Here is a 20,314-nt window from a genome sequence, read left to right as displayed (position 1 = left end):
TACCGCGCCGTTCGGGCCAGTATGGAGACATGACGCGCCAGGGCCCCTCGAAAGACATCGACGAATCGGATCTCGAAGTCACGCATCCCAAGGACTACGCCGCCGGAGTGCCGGCCGTTCTGGTGTCGCTGCAACGAGGAATCGAGCAGATGGGAGCCTTGCGGACCGCCCGAACGCTCACCAGGCTCAACCAGCGTCACGGCTTCGACTGCCCGGGGTGTGCGTGGCCGGAGACTCCCGGACATCGCAAGCCCGCCGAGTTCTGCGAGAACGGAGCGAAGGCCGTTGCCGAGGAAGCAACGCTTCGCACGGTCACGCCTGAATTCTTCGCGGAGCACTCGATCGCCGACCTCGAAGGCAAGACCGATTACTGGCTCGGCCAACAGGGCCGACTGACGCACCCGATGGTCCTGACCCCGGGAGCAACCCATTACCAGCCGATCGACTGGGACGGCGCGTACGCACTGATCGCCGAACATCTGAACGGCCTCGCGTCGCCGGACGAAGCAGTGTTCTACACCTCCGGTCGCACGTCCAACGAAGCAGCGTTTCTCTACCAGTTGATGATTCGTAGCTACGGCACCAACAACATGCCCGACTGTTCCAACATGTGTCACGAGTCGTCCGGAAGCGCACTGACCGAATCCATCGGCATCGGCAAAGGCTCGGTGACGGTTCCCGACCTCGAGAACGCCGATCTCATCCTCATCGCCGGACAGAATCCCGGCACCAACCACCCTCGAATGCTCTCGACACTCGAGAAGGCAAAGGGCAACGGCGCCAAGATCATTGCCATCAATCCCCTCCCCGAGGCGGGATTGCGGCGGTTCAAGGATCCGCAGAAAGTCTCCGGCGTGATCGGGCACGGAGTCGACATCGCGGACGAGTTCCTGCAGATCCGGCTGGGCGGCGACATGGCGCTGTTCCAAGGCTTGGGGAAGCTGCTGCTCGAGCAGGAAGATCGCGCTCCCGGCACGGTGGTCGATCGCGCATTCGTCGACCGCTACTGCGCCGGTTGGGACGAATACGAGAAGCACATCCGCGCGGTCGATCTCGACACGGTACTCGAGGCGACGGGCCTGTCGATGGCGCAGCTCGAGGAAACGGCTGCCGCGCTTGCCCGATCCGAGCGAACCGTCACCTGCTGGGCCATGGGCATCACTCAGCACACACACGGAGTCGCCACCATCGAAGAAGCGGTCAACCTGCTGCTCATGCGTGGAATGATGGGCAAACCCGGTGCCGGGGTCTGTCCGGTGCGAGGACACTCCAATGTCCAGGGTGACCGCACGATGGGCATCTGGGAGAAGATGCCGGAAGAGTTCCTGGCCGCGCTCGACACCGAGTTCTCGATCTCGAGCCCCCGCAAGCACGGGTGGGACACCGTCGACGCGATCCGCGCGATGAATGCCGGCAAGGCAAGCTTCTTCATGGCGATGGGCGGCAACTTCATCCAGGCCAGCCCGGACACCGCAGCCACCGAAACCGCGCTGCGCCAATGCGAACTCACCGTTCAGGTTTCCACCAAACTGAACCGAAGCCACGTCGTTCACGGGCAGACCGCAATCATCCTCCCCACCCTCGGACGCACCGACCTCGACGTCCAGGCCGGCGGAAAGCAGCTTGTCTCCGTGGAAGATTCGATGTCCATGGTGCACCTGTCGCGCGGACGCCTCACGCCGGTCAGCCCCTACCTACGTAGCGAAGTCGCCATCATCTGCCAACTCGCCCGCGAACTACTCGGCAGCGATCACTCCGTCCGCTGGTCGGCCTTCGAGGGCAACTACGACCTGATTCGCGACTCCATCTCACGAGTGGTGCCCGGATGCGAAAACTACAACACCCGGGTTCGCCAGCCGGATGGATTCCAGCTCCCACACCCACCGCGTGACTCGCGTGAGTTCCGCACGCACACCGGCAAAGCCAACTTCGGCGTGAACGAACTGCACTGGATACCCACTCCGAGCGGGCGCCTGATTCTGCAGACCATGCGCAGCCACGACCAGTACAACACCACGATCTACGGCCTCGACGACAGATACCGCGGTATCAAGGGCGGACGCAAGGTCATCCTCGTCAATGCCGAAGACATCACTGCACTCGGATTCCGCGACGGCGATCTCGTCGACATCGTGTCCGAGTGGACAACACCAGACGGAACACTCGAAGAGCGTCGGGTCACGGAATTCCGCATCGTCTCCTACGACACCCCCCGCGGCAATGCGGCGGCGTACTACCCCGAGACAAATCCGCTCGTACCCCTCGAACACGTTGCAGCCAAGTCGAACACGCCGGTCTCGAAGGCCGTCACTGTTCGACTCGAAGCATCAGGCGCCTGAGATGGGACGGGTCACCGCACGAACACCGGTCGTTCGAATCTCGGGTGATCGGGTCGTCACGCGCCCCGACACGCTGGCCGTCGAAGAACCACTCGAAATGAGGGTTGGCGGTCAGGTGCTGGCCGTGACGATGCGAACACCAGGCAACGACGTCGACCTCGTCCACGGATTCCTTCTCAGCGAAGGCGTCATCGGTACCCGCGACGACGTGAGCGTCGTCCGGTACTGCGACGGCGTCGACGAAACCGGCGCGAACACATACAACGTCCTCGACATTGCGCTCGCTCCCGGAGTGCCGTTGCCCGATCACACCACCGATCGCAACACCGTCGTCAGTTCCGCGTGCGGCGTGTGCGGCAAGACGTCACTCGATGCCGTCCGAACCACCACGCGGCATCCCCTGGTCGGTGACACGACTTCCGTCACCTCCACCGTCCTGTCGGCCATGCCGGTCACGCTCCGGGAGAGCCAACGGATCTTCGAGCGCACCGGAGGCCTGCACGCAGCCGGATTGTTCACCGCCACCGGCGAACTCCTGGCGCTGCGCGAGGACGTCGGCCGGCACAACGCAGTCGACAAGGTGATCGGTTGGGCAATCACCGACGGCCGAGTGCCGCTCTACGACACGATCCTGATCGTCAGTGGGCGGGCGTCGTTCGAACTCGTCCAGAAGGCCGTCATGGCGGGCATTCCGATTCTGGGCGCAGTCTCCGCGCCGTCGTCATTGGCCGTGGAGCTGGCACAGGAATCGGGGTTGACCCTCGCCGGTTTCATCCGCGGCGATTCGATGAATATCTACTCGCACCCGCACCGAGTCGAGGTCACGTCTGATTCGCGCGCAACTGAGCCGACAGTCGCACAGCGGAGTTGACCTCCCCGTAGCCCTCGTATCCACCCACTCGCTGCACGACCTCGAAGAAAAGGTCTCCCCCGACCGTCGGGGTGAACAGGTGGAAGAACTCACCGCGGGCGTCAGCGTCGTAAAGGATTCCGGCGCTGCGCATCCGGTCGAGCAGTTCTGAATTCAGACCGAAACGTGCGTCCAGATCGTCGTAGTAATTCGGGGAAATGGGTAGCGGAGCAAAGCCCCAGTCCTGCATGGACGCAGCGGCACCGAAGATGTTCTCACACGCGAAAGCGACGTGGCTGACGCCGCCGCGACGGACCGTCGGCAGCCCGCTTCGACTGCCCTCCACCATGTTCAGTGAGATCCGCAGGGTATGTCCGTCACCGTCCTGAACGAGCGTGAGTGCCTGGCTCCGCATGAGTCCGACCGAATCGGTGACATCCTGCCCCTCGTGCGGTTGCATCTCGAACACGGACCGCAGGAGCAGCATGATGCCGTCCCAACTCTCGGCCGGAACTGCCAGTGCCACGTGGTCGATCCCGGTGAACACCGCGCCCTGTTCACGATTGCGCTCGGCGGGCAGCGGGTAGATCTCGAATGCCGATTCCCACGCTGCAGCGCTGCCGGGGCCACGAAGGTCGATCGATGTCGCATCGGTGACCTTCAAGCGTACGACGTCCGGTACCTCGGAGTTCTCGTCGCTCGAACCGGGCAACTGCACGCGCGTCGCCGGTACTTCGAGAGCCAGAGCGCGCTCTCCCCACACTTCGGGTTCGGTTGCCCTGATGCCGATCTGAGTGAGAACCGGCAGATCCGCGGGCAGCCCGGGCGCCGTCCACACCGTGCCCGCTGTCGCGTCGACGGCAACGGTGAGCGGTCCGTGCCGCCACAACTGCAAGTCGTGATCGTGGTGCCGTCCGACCAGATGGAAACCGACGCGAGAGAGCATCGAGTGCACCTGGTCCTGTTTAGCCGGACCCGCAGCGATTCGCAGAGACACGATCCCTTCGAGCGGGGTGCGCTCCGGGGCGGTGAACAGCGTGGGTCCACCGGCGGCAGGGTTCGCGGCAGCGACCTGTTCTTCCAGATGGAGGAGCGACCGATGAGCGTCGATTGCCGTCCGCTGGGTGTCCGCGCGGCGGAATACGTCGTTGAAGATCTCGAGCGACCACGGTCCGTCGTAACCGGTGGCGTAGACATGCTGAGCGAACGCACTGAGATCGAAGCTGCCCTGCCCCGGGAAGTTTCGGTGATGCCGGCTCCACTGGAGGATGTCCATCGCCAAGAACGGAGCGTCCGCCAACTGGAGGAAGAAGATCTTCTCGCCGGGAATCTCGCGAATTCCGGCGGGATCGTCACCGCGCGAGAGGATGTGAAAGCTGTCCAGACAGGTACCGAGCGAAGGATGGTCGACGCCCTCGACGATCTGCCACGCATGGCCGTACGTATTGACGTGGGCACCCCACGCGAGCGCCTCGTAGGCAACCTTCTTGCCGTGCTCGGACGCCAGTTCGGCGAGAGCTCCGAATTGCTCTGTCAACTGACCGTCATCGTGACTTGCGGTCGGCAGGGGCGAGGAGCACACCAGGAGCGTCTCGCACCCCAGTTGATCCATCAGCTCGAATTTGCGTTGCACTCGAACAAGATTCCGAGCAAATTGGGCCTCGTCCACCGTGTCGAAGTCACGGAACGGCTGATACAGATCGAGGGTCAAGCCCAGATCCGCAGCCCGCGTTCGCAATTCCTTCGGGGACCACGGCGAAGCGACAAAATCCGGCTCGAACACCTCGAAGCCGTCGAAGCCGGCAGCAGCGATGGCGTCGAGCTTCTCCTCGAGAGTCCCACTGAGCGATACCGTCGCGATCGACGTCCGGACCGGGGCACTCACAGCGCTGCCGCAGTCTGTTCGCCGTGCACGAGTTCCGTCATGTGCGCGAGCATCCGCTTACTGTCGGGCTCGATGCCCGTGAAGATCCGGAACGCGTCGACGGCCTGAAAGACAGTCATTCCGCCTCCGCTGAGCGTCGGGGCTCCGATCAACCTCGCCTGACGCAACAGCTCGGTCTCGAGCGGGCGGTAGACGATTTCCGCTACCCACAGATCTGGACGGAGCAGATCTGGCGAGAATGCCATTCCAGGATGAGCCGCCATTCCCATTGGCGTCGCGTGGATCAATCCGTTTGCGTTGCCGAGCACTTCGGCGAGGTCGCTCGTGTGCCGCGCCTCGACAACCTGCGCCGGAAACTGCTGCGCGAAGGTTTGTGCAAGTTCCTGCGCGCGAGGCAGGCTCGAATCGACCAACGTCAGTGTCCCGACGCCCCGGGTGAGCGCGGCATAGGCAACCGCCGCACCGGCTCCGCCGGCACCGAGCTGCACGACGCGATCGAGCTGTGCTCCGGGAAGTCCGTCGTCGAAATTTCGGCCGAAGCCCGACCAATCAGTGTTGTGTCCGATCGCCTTGCCGGAGTCGAAGAGGACCGTGTTCACCGCACCGAGCCGGCTCGCATCCGGCGAGAGCTCGTCGAGGTGCTCGATCACCAACTGCTTGCACGGGTGAGTGATGTTGAGGCCGCGGAAGCCGAAACGTCTTGCATAGGTGAGAAGTTCACCGATGTCCGACGGCGCCATTCCCATCACGTCGAGATCGAGGATGCGGTAGACGTAAGGCAGGCCCTGTCTGCGCCCTTCTTCCTCGTGCATGATCGGAGTCAAGGAGGCTCCGATTCCGGTGCCGATCAGACCGCAGAGGATCGAATCACTCATCAGTTCTTCCCTTCTCGGATGCAGACGAATTCGACTGCGGCGCTGTATCCGTCGATTCCCAATCCACAGATGACGGCGTCGGCGATGCCGGAGACATACGAGTGGTGACGGAATTCTTCGCGACTGTGGATGTTGCTGATGTGCACCTCCACGACGGGGGCATCGAGTGTGACCAGAGCGTCGCGCAACGCAACGGAGGTGTGCGAGTACCCACCCGGATTGATGACGATGCCCGCGACATTTCCCCTGGCCTCGTGGACCCAATCGATCAGTTGGCCCTCGTGGTTCGACTGCTTTGCCTCGACCACCACTCCGAACTTCTCGGCCGCCGCTTCACAGCGGGAAACGACGTCGTCCAGGGTGTCTCTCCCGTAGAACTCCGGTTGGCGCTGGCCCAACAAATTCAAGTTGGGTCCGTTGAGGACCAGAACCGGTAGAGATGGAGTCATCAGGGGCACCTCGGGGTTGACGCTCGAAACTAATGTACGAACTAGTGAGTTAGTTCACTGGACGTTACTCCCCCGACGTGAACTCGACAAGCAAAGTCGACAAACTGCTGGCAGATAGAGTGAGCACATGGTTTCCGAGCAGTCAGTGAACTCTGTGGTGTCGAAGCCGGAGAAACGACGCCGAAACAGCGATCTGACCAGGGTGAACATCATCGCCGTCGCGACCGAGGAGTTTGCCGACAAAGGCTTCGCCGGCGCCCGGGTCGACGAGATCGCAACCAAGACGCATACCACCAAGCGCATGATCTACTACTACTTCACCGACAAGGAAGGGCTGTACAAGTCGGTACTCGAGCATGCGTACAGCGTCATTCGTGCGCAGGAACGTGAACTCGACCTCGAGGGATTGAACCCCACGGCAGCAGTCCGCGCTTTGGCCGAACTCACCTTCGACCACCACGAACAGCACCCGAATTTCATTCGGCTCGTGGCCAACGAGAACATGCTCCGCGGCGAGCACATCGAGAAATCCGAGTTACTCAGCGGCCTCGGCGCCCCTGCCGCCGACCTGGTCTCGCAGATCCTGCACGACGGGCAGCAGTCTGGGGCATTCCGCTCCGACGTCGATGCTCTCGATATTCACATGTTGATCAGCAGTTACTGCGTCTTTCGTATCGCCAATCGGTACACCTTCAAAGCGCTCTTCGACCGCGATCTGACCGACTCGACGCATCGTGAGCATCTTCGAACAATGCTCGGCGACATGGTTGTTGCGTTCCTGACCTCGAAGGCGCCGTCCTGACCTACCCCGAAGTCCGAAAAATCCCCCTACGGTGGTGAGTGGAACTCACAGCTGCCACCGGGAGGAATGACGTGACCGAGAATTACGTAGACGGGCTTTCACTCGAGGAGAAGGCGTCGTTGACGTCCGGCTCGGATTTCTGGCACAGCCAGTCCGTTGCCGGAATCGAATCGATACTCCTGACCGACGGTCCGCACGGAGTCCGGAAACAACCCGAGGGCGGCGACGCACTCGGACTCGGCCACAGCATTCCAGCGACATGTTTCCCACCGGCGGTCGGGTTGGGCTCGTCGTGGAACCTCGACCTCATCCGCCAGGTCGGTGAGGCTCTGGGCGACGAAGCCAAAGCCGAACAGGTCTCGGTCCTCCTCGGCCCAGGCATCAACATCAAACGGTCACCCTTGTGTGGCAGGAATTTCGAATACGTCTCCGAGGACCCATTCCTCTCCGGCCGCGTCGCGGCAGCGCTGATCACCGGCATCCAGTCTCGCGGCGTCGGAACCTCGCTCAAGCACTTCGCTGCCAACAACCAAGAACACGACCGGATGAGAGTCAGTGCCGACGTCGACGAACGGACGCTGCGCGAGATCTATCTGGCCGGCTTCGAATACGCCGTCAAGACCGCGGCCCCGACGACGGTCATGTGCTCGTACAACAAGATCAACGGTGTGTACTCGAGCCAGAACCATTGGCTGCTCACCGAGGTACTCCGCGAACAGTGGGGCTTCGACGGCCTCGTCGTTTCGGACTGGGGAGCGGTCAACGACCGCGTGGCGGCACTCGCCGCGGGCCTCGACCTGGAAATGCCGCCGACCGGAACCGATACCCAGATCGTCGACGCCGTGCGCGGCGGCGACCTGGACGAATCAGTGCTCACCACTGCCGCCGAGCGCCTGTCTACGCTGGTGAAACGCACCGCCGCCGCGCGCACCGAGGGCCACACGTACGACGTCGAGCGTCACCACGAACTGGCACGGACCGCTGCAGCGGAGTCCGCTGTCTTGCTGGCCAACGACGGAGAACTACTGCCGCTGACCCCCGGCGGGCAAACTGTCGCGGTGATCGGCGAATTCGCGTGCAGCCCGCGGTACCAGGGGGCCGGCAGTTCACAGGTGGTTCCCACCAAGCTCGACAATGCCTTGGACGCGATCCTCGACCTCGAAGGCGCCGACCGCGTCACTTTCGCACCGGGCTTCACCTTCGACGGCACTCCGAACGACGACATGGTCACCGAGGCTGTCGACGCCGCACGCCGCGCTGACGTCGCGGTGCTGTTCCTCGGACTACCGTCCGCCACAGAATCCGAAGGATTCGACCGAACCGACATCGAACTGCCGGCTGACCAGATCGCCCTGCTGGAAGCGGTCCACGGCGCGAACCCGAACACGGTCGTCGTGCTCGCCAACGGCGGTGTGGTTTCGACCGAGCCTTGGAAGGATCATGCCGCCGCAATCCTCGAGGGTTGGCTACTCGGCCAGGCGGGCGGCTCGGCGATTGCCGATCTTCTGTTCGGCATCACGAATCCGTCCGGCCGCCTCACGGAGACCATTCCGCTTCGCCTCCAAGACAATCCGTCGTATCTGCATTTCCCGGGATCACAGCAGCACGTCCGCTACGGCGAAGGCCTGTACGTGGGATACCGCTACTACGACTCCGCGCTGCGCGAAGTGGCGTACCCGTTCGGGTTCGGGCTGAGCTACACCACCTTCGACATCACCGATACCTCCGTCGAGGCCGGTGAGAACTCCGCCGAAGTGACCGTCACCGTGCGCAACAGCGGCGACCGATCGGGCAGCACCGTCGTTCAGGTCTACGTCCACGACGCCTCGGCAAGCATCGATCGACCCGCGCAGGAATTGAAGGGCTTTGCCAAGGTTTACCTCGACCCCGACGAATCCGCGACTGTGACCATCACGCTCGACACCAGGGCATTCGCCTATTGGTCCGTCGCGGCGCAGGACTGGGCGATCGAACCTGGCGACTACGAGATCCGCGTCGGCTTCTCGTCTCGGGACATCGCAACCACCGACACGATCACCCTGGCCGGGAACGTCGGCGTCGGCACGCTCGACGCCATGTCGACCATCGGCGAATGGCTCGCCCATCCCGTCGGCAGCGCAGTTCTCGGCGCCGCCATGGCTGCCGCAGCGGGCGACGGTGCACAGGCGGTCAGCCCCGAGATGATGGCCCTCGCAGGCTCGATGCCGCTCGAAAAACTCGCCACCTTCGGCCTCGGCATCACCGAGGAACAGGTGGCGCAGTTGGTGGCGGCCGCCGCGCAGCCAGGCTCCTGACCGCCTGAACTGCGGTTTCGACGTGCGAAGAGTCCGCCGGTAGATTTTTATGAACTATTTGGTTAATAATCTTGTGCAGTCGCTGTGGCGTCGGTTACATTCCTTGTATCGCTCTCCGCACAGACGTTCTCGATACGAACACCCTCGACGAACATCATCGGCGGATGTAGAGCCTCCACGACGCTTCCACCCAGGAGATGAGCATGTCAGCTAGCACGGTTACACCGTCCGGCCCCGAGGCGGGATCCTTGGCCAGGCCGGACACGACCAAGGTCAAGCGCGCCGCAACGTCGTCGTTTCTCGGCAGCATGCTCGAGTACTACGACTTCTACATCTACGCCTCCGCCGCTGCACTCATCTTCCCCACCGTGTTCTTCCCTGACAGCGGACATGCGGCACTGCTTTCGCTGGCCACCTTCGGTGTCGCGTACGTCGCGCGTCCCCTCGGCGCTGTGGTCCTCGGCCATTTCGGTGACCGCGTCGGCCGCAAGAAGATCATGCTGCTCACGCTCATCATGATGGGCGCAGCAACATTCCTCATCGGATGTATTCCCAGCGCGGATTCGATCGGAGTTCTTGCACCGATACTGCTGGTCCTGATGAGAATCGCTCAGGGCATCTCCGCCGCTGGTGAACAGAGTGGCGCCAGCTCACTGACTCTCGAACATGCTCCCGAAGGTCGACGGGCATTCTTCTGCAGCTGGACCCTCAACGGCACCCAGGCCGGCTTCATCCTCGCCAGCCTCGTCTTCCTGCCCATCGCCGCACTCCCCGACGACATCCTCTACACGTGGGGCTGGCGAATCCCGTTCTGGGGCAGCCTGATCGTTCTCGTGGCTGCATACATCATGCGTCTCAAGCTCGAAGAGCCGGAAGAGTTCACCGAGCAGCAGGAGTCGAAGGCCGTCGCCAAATTGCCTGTTGCCGATCTCCTTCGCACCCACAGCGCAAATCTGATTCGCGTGATCTGCTGCGCTTTCATCGCCGTCGTCTCGACCATCTTCTCCGTCTTCGGACTCGCCTTCGCGACCACCGAGGAAGTGGGGATTCCGAAGTCGACCATGCTCTGGGTGGCCATCGCAGCCAACGCCGTGGCCTTGCTCAGCCAGCCCGCCTGGGCGATTCTCTCCGACCGGATCGGTCGCAGGCCGCTGTTCATCGGTGGCGCCCTCGGTAGCGCGGTGTTCATCTACGTGTACTTCGGCGCAATCGCCAGCGGCAACGTCCCGCTGATCTTCCTGGCCGCAATCGGATTGATGTCCGTCTTCTACGCTGCCCCGAATGCCATCTGGCCGTCGTTCTACTCCGAAATGTTCAACACCAAGGTCCGCTACTCCGGCATCGCGATCGGCACCCAGGTCGGCTTCGCCCTCGCAGGCTTTGCACCCGCCATCGGCAACGCCCTCATGGGCGGGGACAAGACACACTGGATGCCCGTTGCCATTCTGACATCGGTGGCCTGCGTCATCTGCGCGATCTCCGCGTTCACCGCCAAGGAGACGTTCCGCACTCCCCTCAAGGAACTCGGCAACCCGATCTAGCCGAACACCCCCAGACACCCTGCACGAACGACTGTGGCCCGGCATCTCGCGAGAGATACCGGGCCACAGTCGTTTTGAAGTTTCTACGCCGTCTTGTCGCGACGCTCGCCACGCTCCGGCTTACGCGGAACGATGGTCGGAAGTACGTTGTCGTTGACGGTCTCCGCGGTGACGACCACCTTTTCGACGTCGTCACGGCTGGGGATGTCGTACATCACCGGAAGAAGAACCTCTTCCATGATGGCGCGCAGACCACGAGCGCCGGTTCCACGCAAGATCGCCTGATCGGCGATAGCGTCGAGCGCTTCTTCGGTGAACTCGAGTTCGACGCCGTCCATGTCGAAGAGACGACGGTACTGCTTGACGAGAGCGTTCTTGGGCTCCGACAAGATCTGAACGAGCGATTCCTTGTCGAGGTTGGTCACCGACGCGATCATCGGCAAACGGCCGATGAACTCGGGAATCAGACCGAACTTGATCAAATCCTCCGGCATGACCTCGGCGAAACGATCGACCGTATCCAGTTCGGCCTTCGACCGAACCTCGGCGCCGAAACCGATACCGCGCTTGCCGACACGATCGGAGACGATCCGCTCGAGACCAGCGAAAGCACCCGCGACGATGAACAGCACGTTCGTGGTGTCGATCTGAATGAATTCCTGGTGCGGATGCTTGCGACCACCCTGCGGCGGGACGCTCGCCTGCGTACCTTCGAGGATCTTCAGCAACGCCTGCTGAACACCTTCGCCGGAGACGTCACGCGTGATCGACGGGTTCTCGCTCTTGCGAGCGATCTTGTCGACCTCGTCGATGTAGATGATTCCGGTCTCGGCGCGCTTGACGTCGTAGTCGGCAGCCTGAATCAGCTTGAGCAGAATGTTCTCGACGTCCTCACCGACGTAGCCGGCCTCGGTCAACGCCGTCGCATCGGCGATGGCGAACGGGACGTTGAGCATCTTCGCGAGAGTCTGAGCGAGGTACGTCTTGCCACAGCCAGTGGGGCCGAGCATCAAGATGTTGGATTTCGCGAGCTCAACCGTCTCACCCCGCGCATCACGGCCCTTGTCTCCGGCCTGAATGCGCTTGTAGTGGTTGTAGACGGCCACGGCCAGCGTCCGCTTGGCGGAATCCTGACCGATGACGTAGTTCTCGAGGAATTCTCGGATCTCCGCAGGCTTGGGAAGCTCGTCGAGCTTGACCTCGCTCGACTCGGCCAATTCCTCTTCGATGATCTCGTTGCAGAGGTCGATGCACTCGTCGCAGATGTACACCCCGGGTCCTGCAATGAGCTTTTTGACCTGCTTCTGACTCTTGCCGCAGAAAGAGCACTTGAGCAGATCCCCGCCGTCGCCGATGCGTGCCATCTCGTGAGGTCCCTACTTTCCATCATGTACGTGCACTCGCCGCCACTCGATCGGTCGAGACGCTCCGCAGTACTCGGTATCAGATCAGAAGTTGTCAGATCAGAAGTTGTCGGATCAGACAAACTGATCAACAAACCGATCGAACAAATCTGGTCGAACAATCGCAGAACGCCGGTCGAGAACCAGCCCGTGAAGTGACGGTACCCGCAGATCCCGAACGGGGTCGACCTGTTCTCGGCGTTTCGCCTGCGGATAAAAAAGAAAAGAGTCGAGATTTCAGCCTGGCGAGCGCTCCACCAGGCACTTCTCGACGTGTCCGCCTCGTGTCGGGAATCGGAATACAGATCCTCGACACGAGGCGGAAATCGACTACTTCTGTGCGCTGAGCTTCCGGTAAGCCAGCACGTCGTCGATGATGCCGTACTCCTTGGCCTGCTCGGCCGTGAGGATCTTGTCGCGATCGGTGTCGACGCGGATGGTCTCCGGATCCTTGCCAGTGTGCAGCGACAGCGTGCTCTCCATGAGTCGACGCATACGCTCGATTTCCGCAGCCTGGATCTCCAGATCGGAAACCTGACCCTGGATGCCGCCCGTGGCCGGCTGGTGAATCAGAATGCGCGAGTTGGGGAGCGCGAAGCGCTTGCCCGGCGTACCACCGGCGAGAAGCACAGCAGCTGCCGAAGCAGCCTGACCGAGGCAGACGGTGGAGATGTCGGCACGGACGTACTGCATCGTGTCGTAGATCGCCATCAGCGCGGTGAACGAACCACCGGGCGAGTTGATGTACATGGTGATGTCGCGGTCCGGATCCTGCGATTCGAGAACGAGCAACTGTGCCATGAGGTCGTTGGCGGAGACGTCGTCGACCTGCGAGCCGAGGAAGATGATGCGCTCCTCGAACAGCTTGTTGTACGGGTCGGACGTCTTGACGCCGTAGCTGGTCTGCTCCGTGAACTGGGGCAGGATGTAACGCGATTGGGGGCCCGACGGCGCCTGGCCGCCCAGCGAGTTAGCTCCGAAAAGATTGGTCATCAGTTCTCCAAAGTATGAATTGGGCAGCGAAAGGATGGACGAACCGGCTCAGTTGCCGGTGCCGCCGGCCTGATTCGCACGGGAGACGACGTGGTCGACGAAGCCGTACTCGAGAGCTTCCTTCGCCGTGAACCAACGGTCACGGTCGGAGTCCGCGGTGATCTGCTCGACCGTCTGGCCGGTGTGCTGAGCGATCAGCTCGGCCATTTCGCGCTTGGTGTGCTTGAACTGCTCGGCCATGATCGCGATGTCACTGGCGGAACCACCGATACCGGCGGACGGCTGGTGCATCATGATGCGGGCGTGAGGCAGTGCGTAACGCTTGCCCTTGGTGCCTGCCGAGAGCAGGAACTGACCCATCGACGCCGCAAGGCCCATACCGAAGGTGGCGATGTCGCACTCGGCGAACTGCATCGTGTCGAAGATCGCCATACCTGCGGTGACAGATCCACCGGGCGAGTTGATGTAGAGCGAGATGTCTCGCGTCGGGTCCTCGGCCGAGAGCAGCAGGATCTGCGCGCACAGCTTGTTGGCGATGTCGTCGTCGACCTGGGTACCGAGGAAAATGATGCGCTCTCGCAGCAAGCGCTCGTACACCGAGTCGCTGAGGTTCAACCCAGCGGTCGCTGAAGTCATGGCGGGACTCTGCAAAGTCTCCAGGTGATTGGAAGTCACGGTACCTGCCTTCTATGTGGATCTACTTGTGCGGTGGATCGTCTATGCGAAACACTTCTACTGACACAGACAGTAACGAAGTAGGGCGGCACCGGAGTCCCGGTGCCGCCCTACTTCGCTCAAAGCGGAAAACTCAGTGCAGTCGATCGTGGTGAAAACACCCGTCCGCCTGCGTTTTTACTTGTCTTCGCTCTCGGCGGAATCAGACGCATCCGCTTCGGTTTCGTCCTCGCTGCTGCCGAACAGTTCAGCGGTGTCGACAACGGCGCCGGAGGTGTCCTTGACACCGGCCGACTCGACGACGGACGCGAGAGCCTTGCCACGACGGACGTCTGCGAAGACGGCGCCGAGCTGGTTGGCCTGCTGGATCTGCTGGATGAACTGCTCAGGAGCCATGCCGTAACGCTGCGCCTGGAACAGGATGCGCTCGGTGAGCTCGTCCTGACCGACGGTGACGTTGCCCGCATCGGCGATCGAGTCGAGCAAGAGCTGCGTCTTGACGGAGCGCTCAGCGGCTTCCTGGGCATCCTTGTCGAACTCTTCGCGGCTGCTGCCCTGCTCTTCGAGGAGCTTGTTCAGTGCCTCTTCGTCGTGATCGAGACCGTGAACGGCGTCATGCAGTGCAGCATCGACCTCAGCCTTGACGACGGCTTCCGGCAACGGAACCTCGACCGTCTCGAGCAGCTGCTCGAGAACCTTGTCGCGGATCTGACCGGCCTGCTCGACCTTGCGGACGCGTGCGACGCGCTCGCGGAGGTCAGCCTTCAGTTCTTCCAGGGTGTCGAACTCGCTGGCGAGCTGAGCGAACTCGTCGTCCTCAGCCGGAAGCTCGCGCTCCTTGACCGTCTGCACGGTCACGGTGACAACAGCTTCCTTGCCCGCGTACTCGCCGGCGACCAGCGTCGACGTGAAGTCCTTGGACTCCCCCGCCTTGAGGCCGATGATGGCTTCATCGAGGCCCTCGATGAGCTGGCCCGATCCGACCTCGTGCGACAGTCCGCTAGCGGTTGCCTCGGCAACGTTCTCGCCGTCGACGGTGGCCGACAGGTCGATGGAGACGAAGTCGCCGTCCTCGACTGCGCGGTCGACGCCGGTGAGGGTGCCGAAACGCTGACGCAGCGAAAGCAACTGCTCTTCGATGGCTTCGTCGGTGATCTCGATCGGATCGACCTCGACGTTGATGGAGCTGAAGTCAGGGAGCTCGATCTCGGGGCGCACGTCGACCTCGGCGGTGAACTCGAGGAGCTCGCCGTCTTCGATCTTGGTGACCTCGATCTCGGGCTGGCCGATGGCCTTCACGCCGGCGCTGGTGACAGCCTCGGAGTAACGCGACGGCAGAGCGTCGTTGACGACCTGCTCGAGCACAGCGCCGCGACCGACACGTGCTTCGAGGAGGCGAGCCGGAGCCTTGCCGGGACGGAAGCCGGGGAGACGAATCTGCTGCGCGAGGGCCTTGTAGGCCTTGTCGAAATCAGACTTGAGTTCCGCGAAGGGCACCTCAACGTTGATACGGACTCGCGTCGGGCTGAGCTGCTCGACGGTGCTCTTCACGAAACTTCGCTCCTTCGTCTGGTCTTGCTCACAACTTGTGTTGAATCGGTACTGCTGTCTGGCGCGGCACTTCACTCCCGGACTTACTGGAGGTGAAGTGCCATGTACGTACTTGTCGGGATGACAGGATTTGAACCTGCGACCCTCCGCTCCCAAAGCGGATGCGCTACCAAGCTGCGCTACATCCCGTTTCCGATCACATGAAACACACGATACGGCCATCCGAGGCCACAAAGACAGCGGGCCACAAAGGCAGCCACCATCGGTGACCGCGCACAACCCTATCGCGCTCACTACTCTCTCACGAACCCGACCGTCGTTTGTACACGGCCCGCCTGTCCGACCCCGTCAGTATGTCATCCGACCGCCGCCACATACAGCCTTGGCTGAACGAAACGTGATGACAGCCGGAATCAGAAGCCGGGCCGCAAGGCAAGACACCCCGACTCGCCGGGCATTTCGGCAATTCCCCAGGTGAACGACGGTATCGAACTTCTCCAACCCCCCGATTATGAAATCCGGTGGGGCATTGGGTACAGTTTCGTATCGCAGACGACGAACACGGCGATCCCGAGTTGTCGTATGCACGGGGATGTAGCTCAATGGTAGAGCCTCAGTCTTCCAAACTGATCACGCGGGTTCGATTCCCGTCATCCCCTCCATGAGGAGGGAAACTCCAAAAAAATCCGCATCGGCCTGGCCGGTGCGGATTTTTTGTGTTCAGACTTTGTGCACTCAGGCCACTCCCCTGTGGTCCGTATCCTGGAGTTGTCCGGATCGATTCTGCTCGGGAGGCCACTCGTGACCACGATTCTTCTCATACTCGTCGTTCTGGCCGTAGTCGTATTTCTGGTCATGAAAAGCCAGCAACGCGGTTCCGGCCACAGCGCAACACAACTCGACGACGCGAAAGCCGATGCCAGGCAGGCGATCGAACGCCTCGGCGGTCAGGTCTACAACCTGACCGGCAGTGACGACGCGTCGCGCCAAGCCCTCGCCGACGCGGCCGAACGGTACAACGCCGCAGGCTCGCAGATCGATCAGGCCGCAACGCCGGTGCAGGCACGTCTCGCGAAACAGACTGCGCTGGAAGGGCTTTACTACATCCGCGCGGCGCGGGTGGCAATGGGCATGGATCCGGGACCGGAAGTTCCTTCCATCGACGGACAGAAGGCTGCGGGTTCGGTCACCGAAGACCGTGAGGTCGAATTCGAGGGCCGCAAGGTCGCGGCATCACCCAATCCGTCGTCGCACACACCCAACTACTACCCCGGTGGCCGAGTCGCCGGACGCCCGGTCCCGGCCGGCTGGTACTCCGAGCCATGGTGGAAGCCTGCCCTCGTCGCCGGCGCCTGGGGTCTGGGTTCGATGATGCTGTTCTCGACCATGTTCTCCGGCATGGCCGGGGTTCCTTACGGCGCAGAAGCTTTCGCGCAGGGTGGCGATACGGGAGCCGGCGACTCGGGAGACCAGGGTGACTCGGGAGATCAGGGTGACTCGGGAGATCAGGGTATGGACGCCGGTGACTCCGGCGCGGATCAAGGAAGTGTCGACAACACCGATTTCACCGCAGACGGTGGAGGCAGCGACTACGGGGACTTCGGAGGCGGCGATTTCGGAGGCGGAGACTTCGGCGGCTTCGACTTCTAAACCGACTGGCACACCGGGCACCAGAACAGGTTTCGCGCCTCCATGACGGAATGCAGGATCGGTGTGCCGCACACGCGGCACGGCGATCCCGCTCTTCGGTAAACGTAAGTCCGCGGACGATCCTTCGCGTACGCCGGATCACCGTTGTCGTGCTCGGCGCGAACGACGTGCATCTTCCCGCGCCTGACACCAACCTTCATCAATTCGACAAGATCTGCCCACATGGCAGTCCATTCGTCGTGAGAGATGAGATTCCCCGGTCGTTCAGGGCTGATTCCGTGACGAAAGAGAAGTTCGGCGCGATAGACGTTGCCGACACCCGCCAGGACCGCTTGATCCATGAGCAGCGCGCCGATCGCCTTCTTGGACTTGGAGATTCGCACCCATGCCTGGTGTGGATCCGCGCCGCGGCGCAGTGGGTCCGGCCCGAGTCTGGCCTCGATCGCGGCGACCTGAGGCGGCAGTAGGACTTCGCAGGCGGTGGGACCACGAAGGTCGGTGCCGAAATCGGCACCGACCATTCGCATCCGGACCTGGCCTACCGGTTCTTCCATCGGCAGGGCGGAGTCGGTGAACTTTCCGTACAGCCCGAGGTGTACGTGAACTGTCAATCCGTTGTCATAGGTGTGCCAGAGGTGCTTCCCCCAGGCATCCGAGGACGTGAGTACGTGTCCGTCCACCAGACGCGCGTCCTCGGCGAATCTGCCTTGCGGGCTGAGGACGCGGACCGGTGAACCGACGAACTTGCGGGCATGCAACCGTGCCAGTCGATGCAGGGTATGACCTTCAGGCACGGAACAACTTTCGGATCAGGCTTGCGGCAGAGCCGGTGCGACGCCGGTCTTCTCGTACTCGGACAAGATGTCGATACGACGCTGATGACGCTCTTCACCCGACCATGCGGTGGCGAGGAAAGCATCGACGATGGCGAGTGATTCCTCGAGGGAATGCATACGTCCACCGATGCCGATCAGCTGAGCGTTGTTGTGCTCGCGGGCCAGCTTCGCCGTTTCGACGCTCCAAGCGAGAGCGCACCGTGCGCCGGGAACCTTGTTCGCGGCGATCTGCTCACCGTTGCCACTGCCACCCAGGACGATTCCCAGGCTGCCCTCGTCGGCAACGACGCGCTTTGCGGCTTCGATGCAGAATGCCGGGTAGTCGTCCACGGCGTCGTACTCGTGAGCACCACAGTCGATGGCCTCGTGGCCGTTCGCTTTGAGGTGTTCGATGATCTCGTTCTTACGTTCGAATCCGGCATGGTCGGCACCCAGGTATACGCGCATGGCGACAATTCTCTCAGGCCCGACCAGCCGGGCGCACCCGGGTCGACGTCACACTTTCAGGAACACGCATCGCCGCACGAGCGCACCTATCGTGGTGCCCATGTACCCCGTCAACGGCCAGGCCGCTGCACCCGCCGTTCGTGTGTCACCAGGCAGTGACGCGGTTCGCCACCCGTGGGAAATCCCGCTACTCGTGCTCGCCGTTCTGACGACAGTCGTCACCTATGTGGTGGCGATCGTTCTGATCGCTGCGGGTGATCTGTCGACGTGGATCCTCGTGGTGCTCGCGGCTCCGATCCTGCTGTTCCTCGCGCGAGGTCAGCTGTACGGATCGCAGCAGGTCAACGGAATCAAGATGACGCCTTCGCAATTTCCCGAGGGGTATCGGCTGGTCGCCGAGGCTGCGGCACGATTCGGCATGAAAACTCCGCCGGATGCCTACGTCGTGCTGGGGAACGGACGGATCAATGCATTTGCGTCAGGGCACGGATTTCGGCGTTTCGTCGTCGTCTACAGCGACCTGTTCGAGGTCGGTGGGCAGGCCCGCGAGCCCGATGCGCTCGCATTCATCATCGGTCACGAGGTCGGCCACATCGCTGCTGGGCATGCGTCGTACTGGCGCCAGTGGGGACAGTTCGCGTCGAACTACATTCCGGTGATCGGATCTTCGCTGTCGCGTTCCATGGAGTACACGGCAGACAACTTCGGTTTTCACATGCGCCCGCAGGGCGCACCGGGCGCAATGGGTGTCCTCGGCGCCGGAAAGTATCTCGTGGGTCTGGTCGGGTTCGACGAACTCGCCGATCGCGCGACACTCGAATCCGGTTTCTTCCCGTGGTTCGTCAACATCTTGTCGGCGCATCCGGTGCTGACCTGGCGTGCGGCCGCGCTTCGCAACCGCACGCACTCAGGGCATCTGTTCTTCCGGCCCGGTCAGCTCTACCGAAATCCGGCGCTCACTACCGCTCAGTCGAACTGAGGATCCTCGTTGCGGGTCCGCTTGAGCTCGAAGAAGTGCGGGTAGCCGGCCAGCGCGACGGCGCCGTCCCACACCTTGCCTGCATCCTCGCCGCGCGGGATACGTGACAGCACGGGACCGAAGAACGCCACGCCGTTGACATGGATCGTCGGGGTTCCGACGTCGGGTCCGACGGCGTCCATGCCCTTGTGGTGGCTCTCACGCAGTGCCTCGTCGTACTTGTCGGTGTCGGCAGCCTCGGCCAGTTCGGGCGGCAGTCCGACCTCGGCGAGCGACGACTTGATGACGTCGGCGAAGTCCTTGTTGCCCTCGTTGTGAATCTTCGTACCCATGGCCGTGTACAGCGGCAGCAGGATCTCGTCACCCTTCAGCTGCGCTGCAGCGATAGCGACGCGGACCGGGCCCCAGGCCTTGGTCATCATCTCGCGGTACTCGTCGGGGAGGTCGCGGCCCTCGTTGAGAACCGCAAGGCTCATCACGTGGAACTTGGCCTCGATGTCGCGTACCTGCTGGGCCTCGAGAATCCAGCGCGAGGTGATCCAGCACCACGGGCAGAGCGGGTCGAACCAGAAGTCAGCAGTGTCCGTGGTCTTACTCGAGGTTGCGCTCACGAAGAAACTCCCTATCAGTTCATGTCGGTCAGGTTCTATCAGTTCTGGGACATACTCCCGTTCTGCCAACAATCATGAACCCGCAATCCTTCCCGCGCTTTCCCCCGAACCACCTTCCGATCGCAGTAGTGTCG

Annotated in this window: 17 protein-coding genes and 2 tRNA genes; 8 read left to right on the top strand and 11 right to left on the bottom strand. The window is 62.3% G+C overall.

The genetic code is table 11. The annotated features are described in order from the left end of the window. Positions 1 to 29 precede the first annotated feature (29 nt). Together QMA15_RS04815 and fdhD are read left to right on the top strand one after the other, a co-directional pair. Positions 30 to 2,339, top strand: a complete 2,310-nt coding sequence (locus QMA15_RS04815) for an FdhF/YdeP family oxidoreductase (RefSeq protein ID WP_021344728.1) — start codon at positions 30 to 32, stop codon at positions 2,337 to 2,339. 1 nt (position 2,340) lies between these two features. Then, entirely contained in the window at positions 2,341 to 3,210 is an 870-nt protein-coding gene (fdhD, locus tag QMA15_RS04810; RefSeq protein WP_020908229.1) for a formate dehydrogenase accessory sulfurtransferase FdhD, read from the top strand. Here fdhD and QMA15_RS04805 read toward each other — a convergent pair. The 3 genes from QMA15_RS04805 to aroQ are packed head-to-tail and all read right to left on the bottom strand — an operon-like array spanning position 3,161 to position 6,398. After that, positions 3,161 to 5,074: a sugar phosphate isomerase/epimerase and 4-hydroxyphenylpyruvate domain-containing protein gene (locus tag QMA15_RS04805; RefSeq protein WP_020908230.1), complete on the bottom strand. Its 1,914-nt coding sequence runs from the start codon at positions 5,072 to 5,074 to the stop codon at positions 3,161 to 3,163. The two genes, fdhD and QMA15_RS04805, sit on opposite strands and share 50 nt — an antisense overlap. Further along, entirely contained in the window at positions 5,071 to 5,949 is an 879-nt protein-coding gene (locus QMA15_RS04800) for a shikimate dehydrogenase (protein WP_029255675.1), read from the bottom strand. Before QMA15_RS04800 ends, QMA15_RS04805 begins: the two co-directional genes overlap by 4 nt. Next, positions 5,949 to 6,398 (bottom strand): type II 3-dehydroquinate dehydratase, encoded by a 450-nt coding sequence (gene aroQ / locus QMA15_RS04795; protein ID WP_029538345.1) that lies wholly within the window; start codon positions 6,396 to 6,398, stop codon positions 5,949 to 5,951. Before aroQ ends, QMA15_RS04800 begins: the two co-directional genes overlap by 1 nt. Before the next feature lie 127 nt (positions 6,399 to 6,525). Between aroQ and QMA15_RS04790 the strand changes: the two genes are divergently transcribed. The 3 genes from QMA15_RS04790 to QMA15_RS04780 all read left to right on the top strand — a co-directional run bounded on the left by QMA15_RS04790 (position 6,526) and on the right by QMA15_RS04780 (position 11,035). Continuing rightward, positions 6,526 to 7,200, top strand: coding sequence for a TetR family transcriptional regulator (locus QMA15_RS04790; RefSeq protein WP_019749082.1), 675 nt, complete (start codon positions 6,526 to 6,528; stop codon positions 7,198 to 7,200). 71 nt (positions 7,201 to 7,271) lie between these two features. After that, positions 7,272 to 9,494 (top strand): glycoside hydrolase family 3 C-terminal domain-containing protein, encoded by a 2,223-nt coding sequence (locus tag QMA15_RS04785; protein WP_279163980.1) that lies wholly within the window; start codon positions 7,272 to 7,274, stop codon positions 9,492 to 9,494. A gap of 203 nt (positions 9,495 to 9,697) precedes the next feature. Continuing rightward, positions 9,698 to 11,035 (top strand): MFS transporter, encoded by a 1,338-nt coding sequence (locus QMA15_RS04780; RefSeq protein ID WP_020970000.1) that lies wholly within the window; start codon positions 9,698 to 9,700, stop codon positions 11,033 to 11,035. An 83-nt stretch (positions 11,036 to 11,118) separates the two neighbouring features. Here the strand turns inward: QMA15_RS04780 and clpX are convergent, their stop codons facing one another. The 5 genes from clpX to QMA15_RS04755 all read right to left on the bottom strand — a co-directional run bounded on the left by clpX (position 11,119) and on the right by QMA15_RS04755 (position 15,846). Then, positions 11,119 to 12,399: an ATP-dependent Clp protease ATP-binding subunit ClpX gene (gene clpX / locus QMA15_RS04775; protein ID WP_003944582.1), complete on the bottom strand. Its 1,281-nt coding sequence runs from the start codon at positions 12,397 to 12,399 to the stop codon at positions 11,119 to 11,121. Between the two features lie 369 nt (positions 12,400 to 12,768). Further along, on the bottom strand, positions 12,769 to 13,431 hold the full coding sequence (locus QMA15_RS04770) for an ATP-dependent Clp protease proteolytic subunit (RefSeq protein ID WP_003944539.1): 663 nt from the start codon (positions 13,429 to 13,431) through the stop codon (positions 12,769 to 12,771). A 48-nt stretch (positions 13,432 to 13,479) separates the two neighbouring features. Then, on the bottom strand, positions 13,480 to 14,067 hold the full coding sequence (locus QMA15_RS04765; RefSeq protein ID WP_007730960.1) for an ATP-dependent Clp protease proteolytic subunit: 588 nt from the start codon (positions 14,065 to 14,067) through the stop codon (positions 13,480 to 13,482). Between the two features lie 216 nt (positions 14,068 to 14,283). After that, complete coding sequence (gene tig, locus QMA15_RS04760) at positions 14,284 to 15,657, bottom strand: trigger factor (protein ID WP_019749086.1); 1,374 nt, start codon at positions 15,655 to 15,657, stop codon at positions 14,284 to 14,286. 115 nt (positions 15,658 to 15,772) lie between these two features. Beyond that, a tRNA-Pro gene (locus tag QMA15_RS04755) sits at positions 15,773 to 15,846 on the bottom strand. Positions 15,847 to 16,245: 399 nt separating this feature from the next. On the opposite strand from QMA15_RS04755, the gene QMA15_RS04750 reads away from it, so the two are divergent. Together QMA15_RS04750 and QMA15_RS04745 are read left to right on the top strand one after the other, a co-directional pair. Then, a tRNA-Gly gene (locus QMA15_RS04750) sits at positions 16,246 to 16,319 on the top strand. Between the two features lie 193 nt (positions 16,320 to 16,512). Then, positions 16,513 to 17,307, top strand: coding sequence for a hypothetical protein (locus QMA15_RS04745; protein ID WP_050768698.1), 795 nt, complete (start codon positions 16,513 to 16,515; stop codon positions 17,305 to 17,307). Here the strand turns inward: QMA15_RS04745 and QMA15_RS04740 are convergent. Next, positions 17,304 to 18,101: a DNA-formamidopyrimidine glycosylase family protein gene (locus QMA15_RS04740; protein ID WP_020908236.1), complete on the bottom strand. Its 798-nt coding sequence runs from the start codon at positions 18,099 to 18,101 to the stop codon at positions 17,304 to 17,306. The two genes, QMA15_RS04745 and QMA15_RS04740, sit on opposite strands and share 4 nt — an antisense overlap. A gap of 15 nt (positions 18,102 to 18,116) precedes the next feature. Beyond that, entirely contained in the window at positions 18,117 to 18,590 is a 474-nt protein-coding gene (locus tag QMA15_RS04735; RefSeq protein ID WP_003944571.1) for a ribose-5-phosphate isomerase, read from the bottom strand. 100 nt (positions 18,591 to 18,690) lie between these two features. Between QMA15_RS04735 and QMA15_RS04730 the strand changes: the two genes are divergently transcribed. Beyond that, the gene (locus QMA15_RS04730; RefSeq protein ID WP_290283735.1) at positions 18,691 to 19,569 is read left to right on the top strand and encodes a M48 family metallopeptidase; all 879 of its coding nucleotides are present in this window, start codon (positions 18,691 to 18,693) and stop codon (positions 19,567 to 19,569) included. On the opposite strand, the gene QMA15_RS04725 is transcribed toward QMA15_RS04730, so the two are convergent. Continuing rightward, positions 19,557 to 20,180, bottom strand: a complete 624-nt coding sequence (locus tag QMA15_RS04725; protein WP_003944541.1) for a DsbA family protein — start codon at positions 20,178 to 20,180, stop codon at positions 19,557 to 19,559. The genes QMA15_RS04730 and QMA15_RS04725 overlap by 13 nt on opposite strands. Between the last annotated feature and the right edge of the window lie 134 nt (positions 20,181 to 20,314).

This window comes from Rhodococcus sp. APC 3903 (assembly GCF_030407755.1).
Lineage (GTDB): Bacteria > Actinomycetota > Actinomycetes > Mycobacteriales > Mycobacteriaceae > Rhodococcus_F > Rhodococcus_F erythropolis.
Note: the sequence above shows the minus strand (reverse complement) of the source record. Positions and strands in the feature narration are given on the sequence as shown.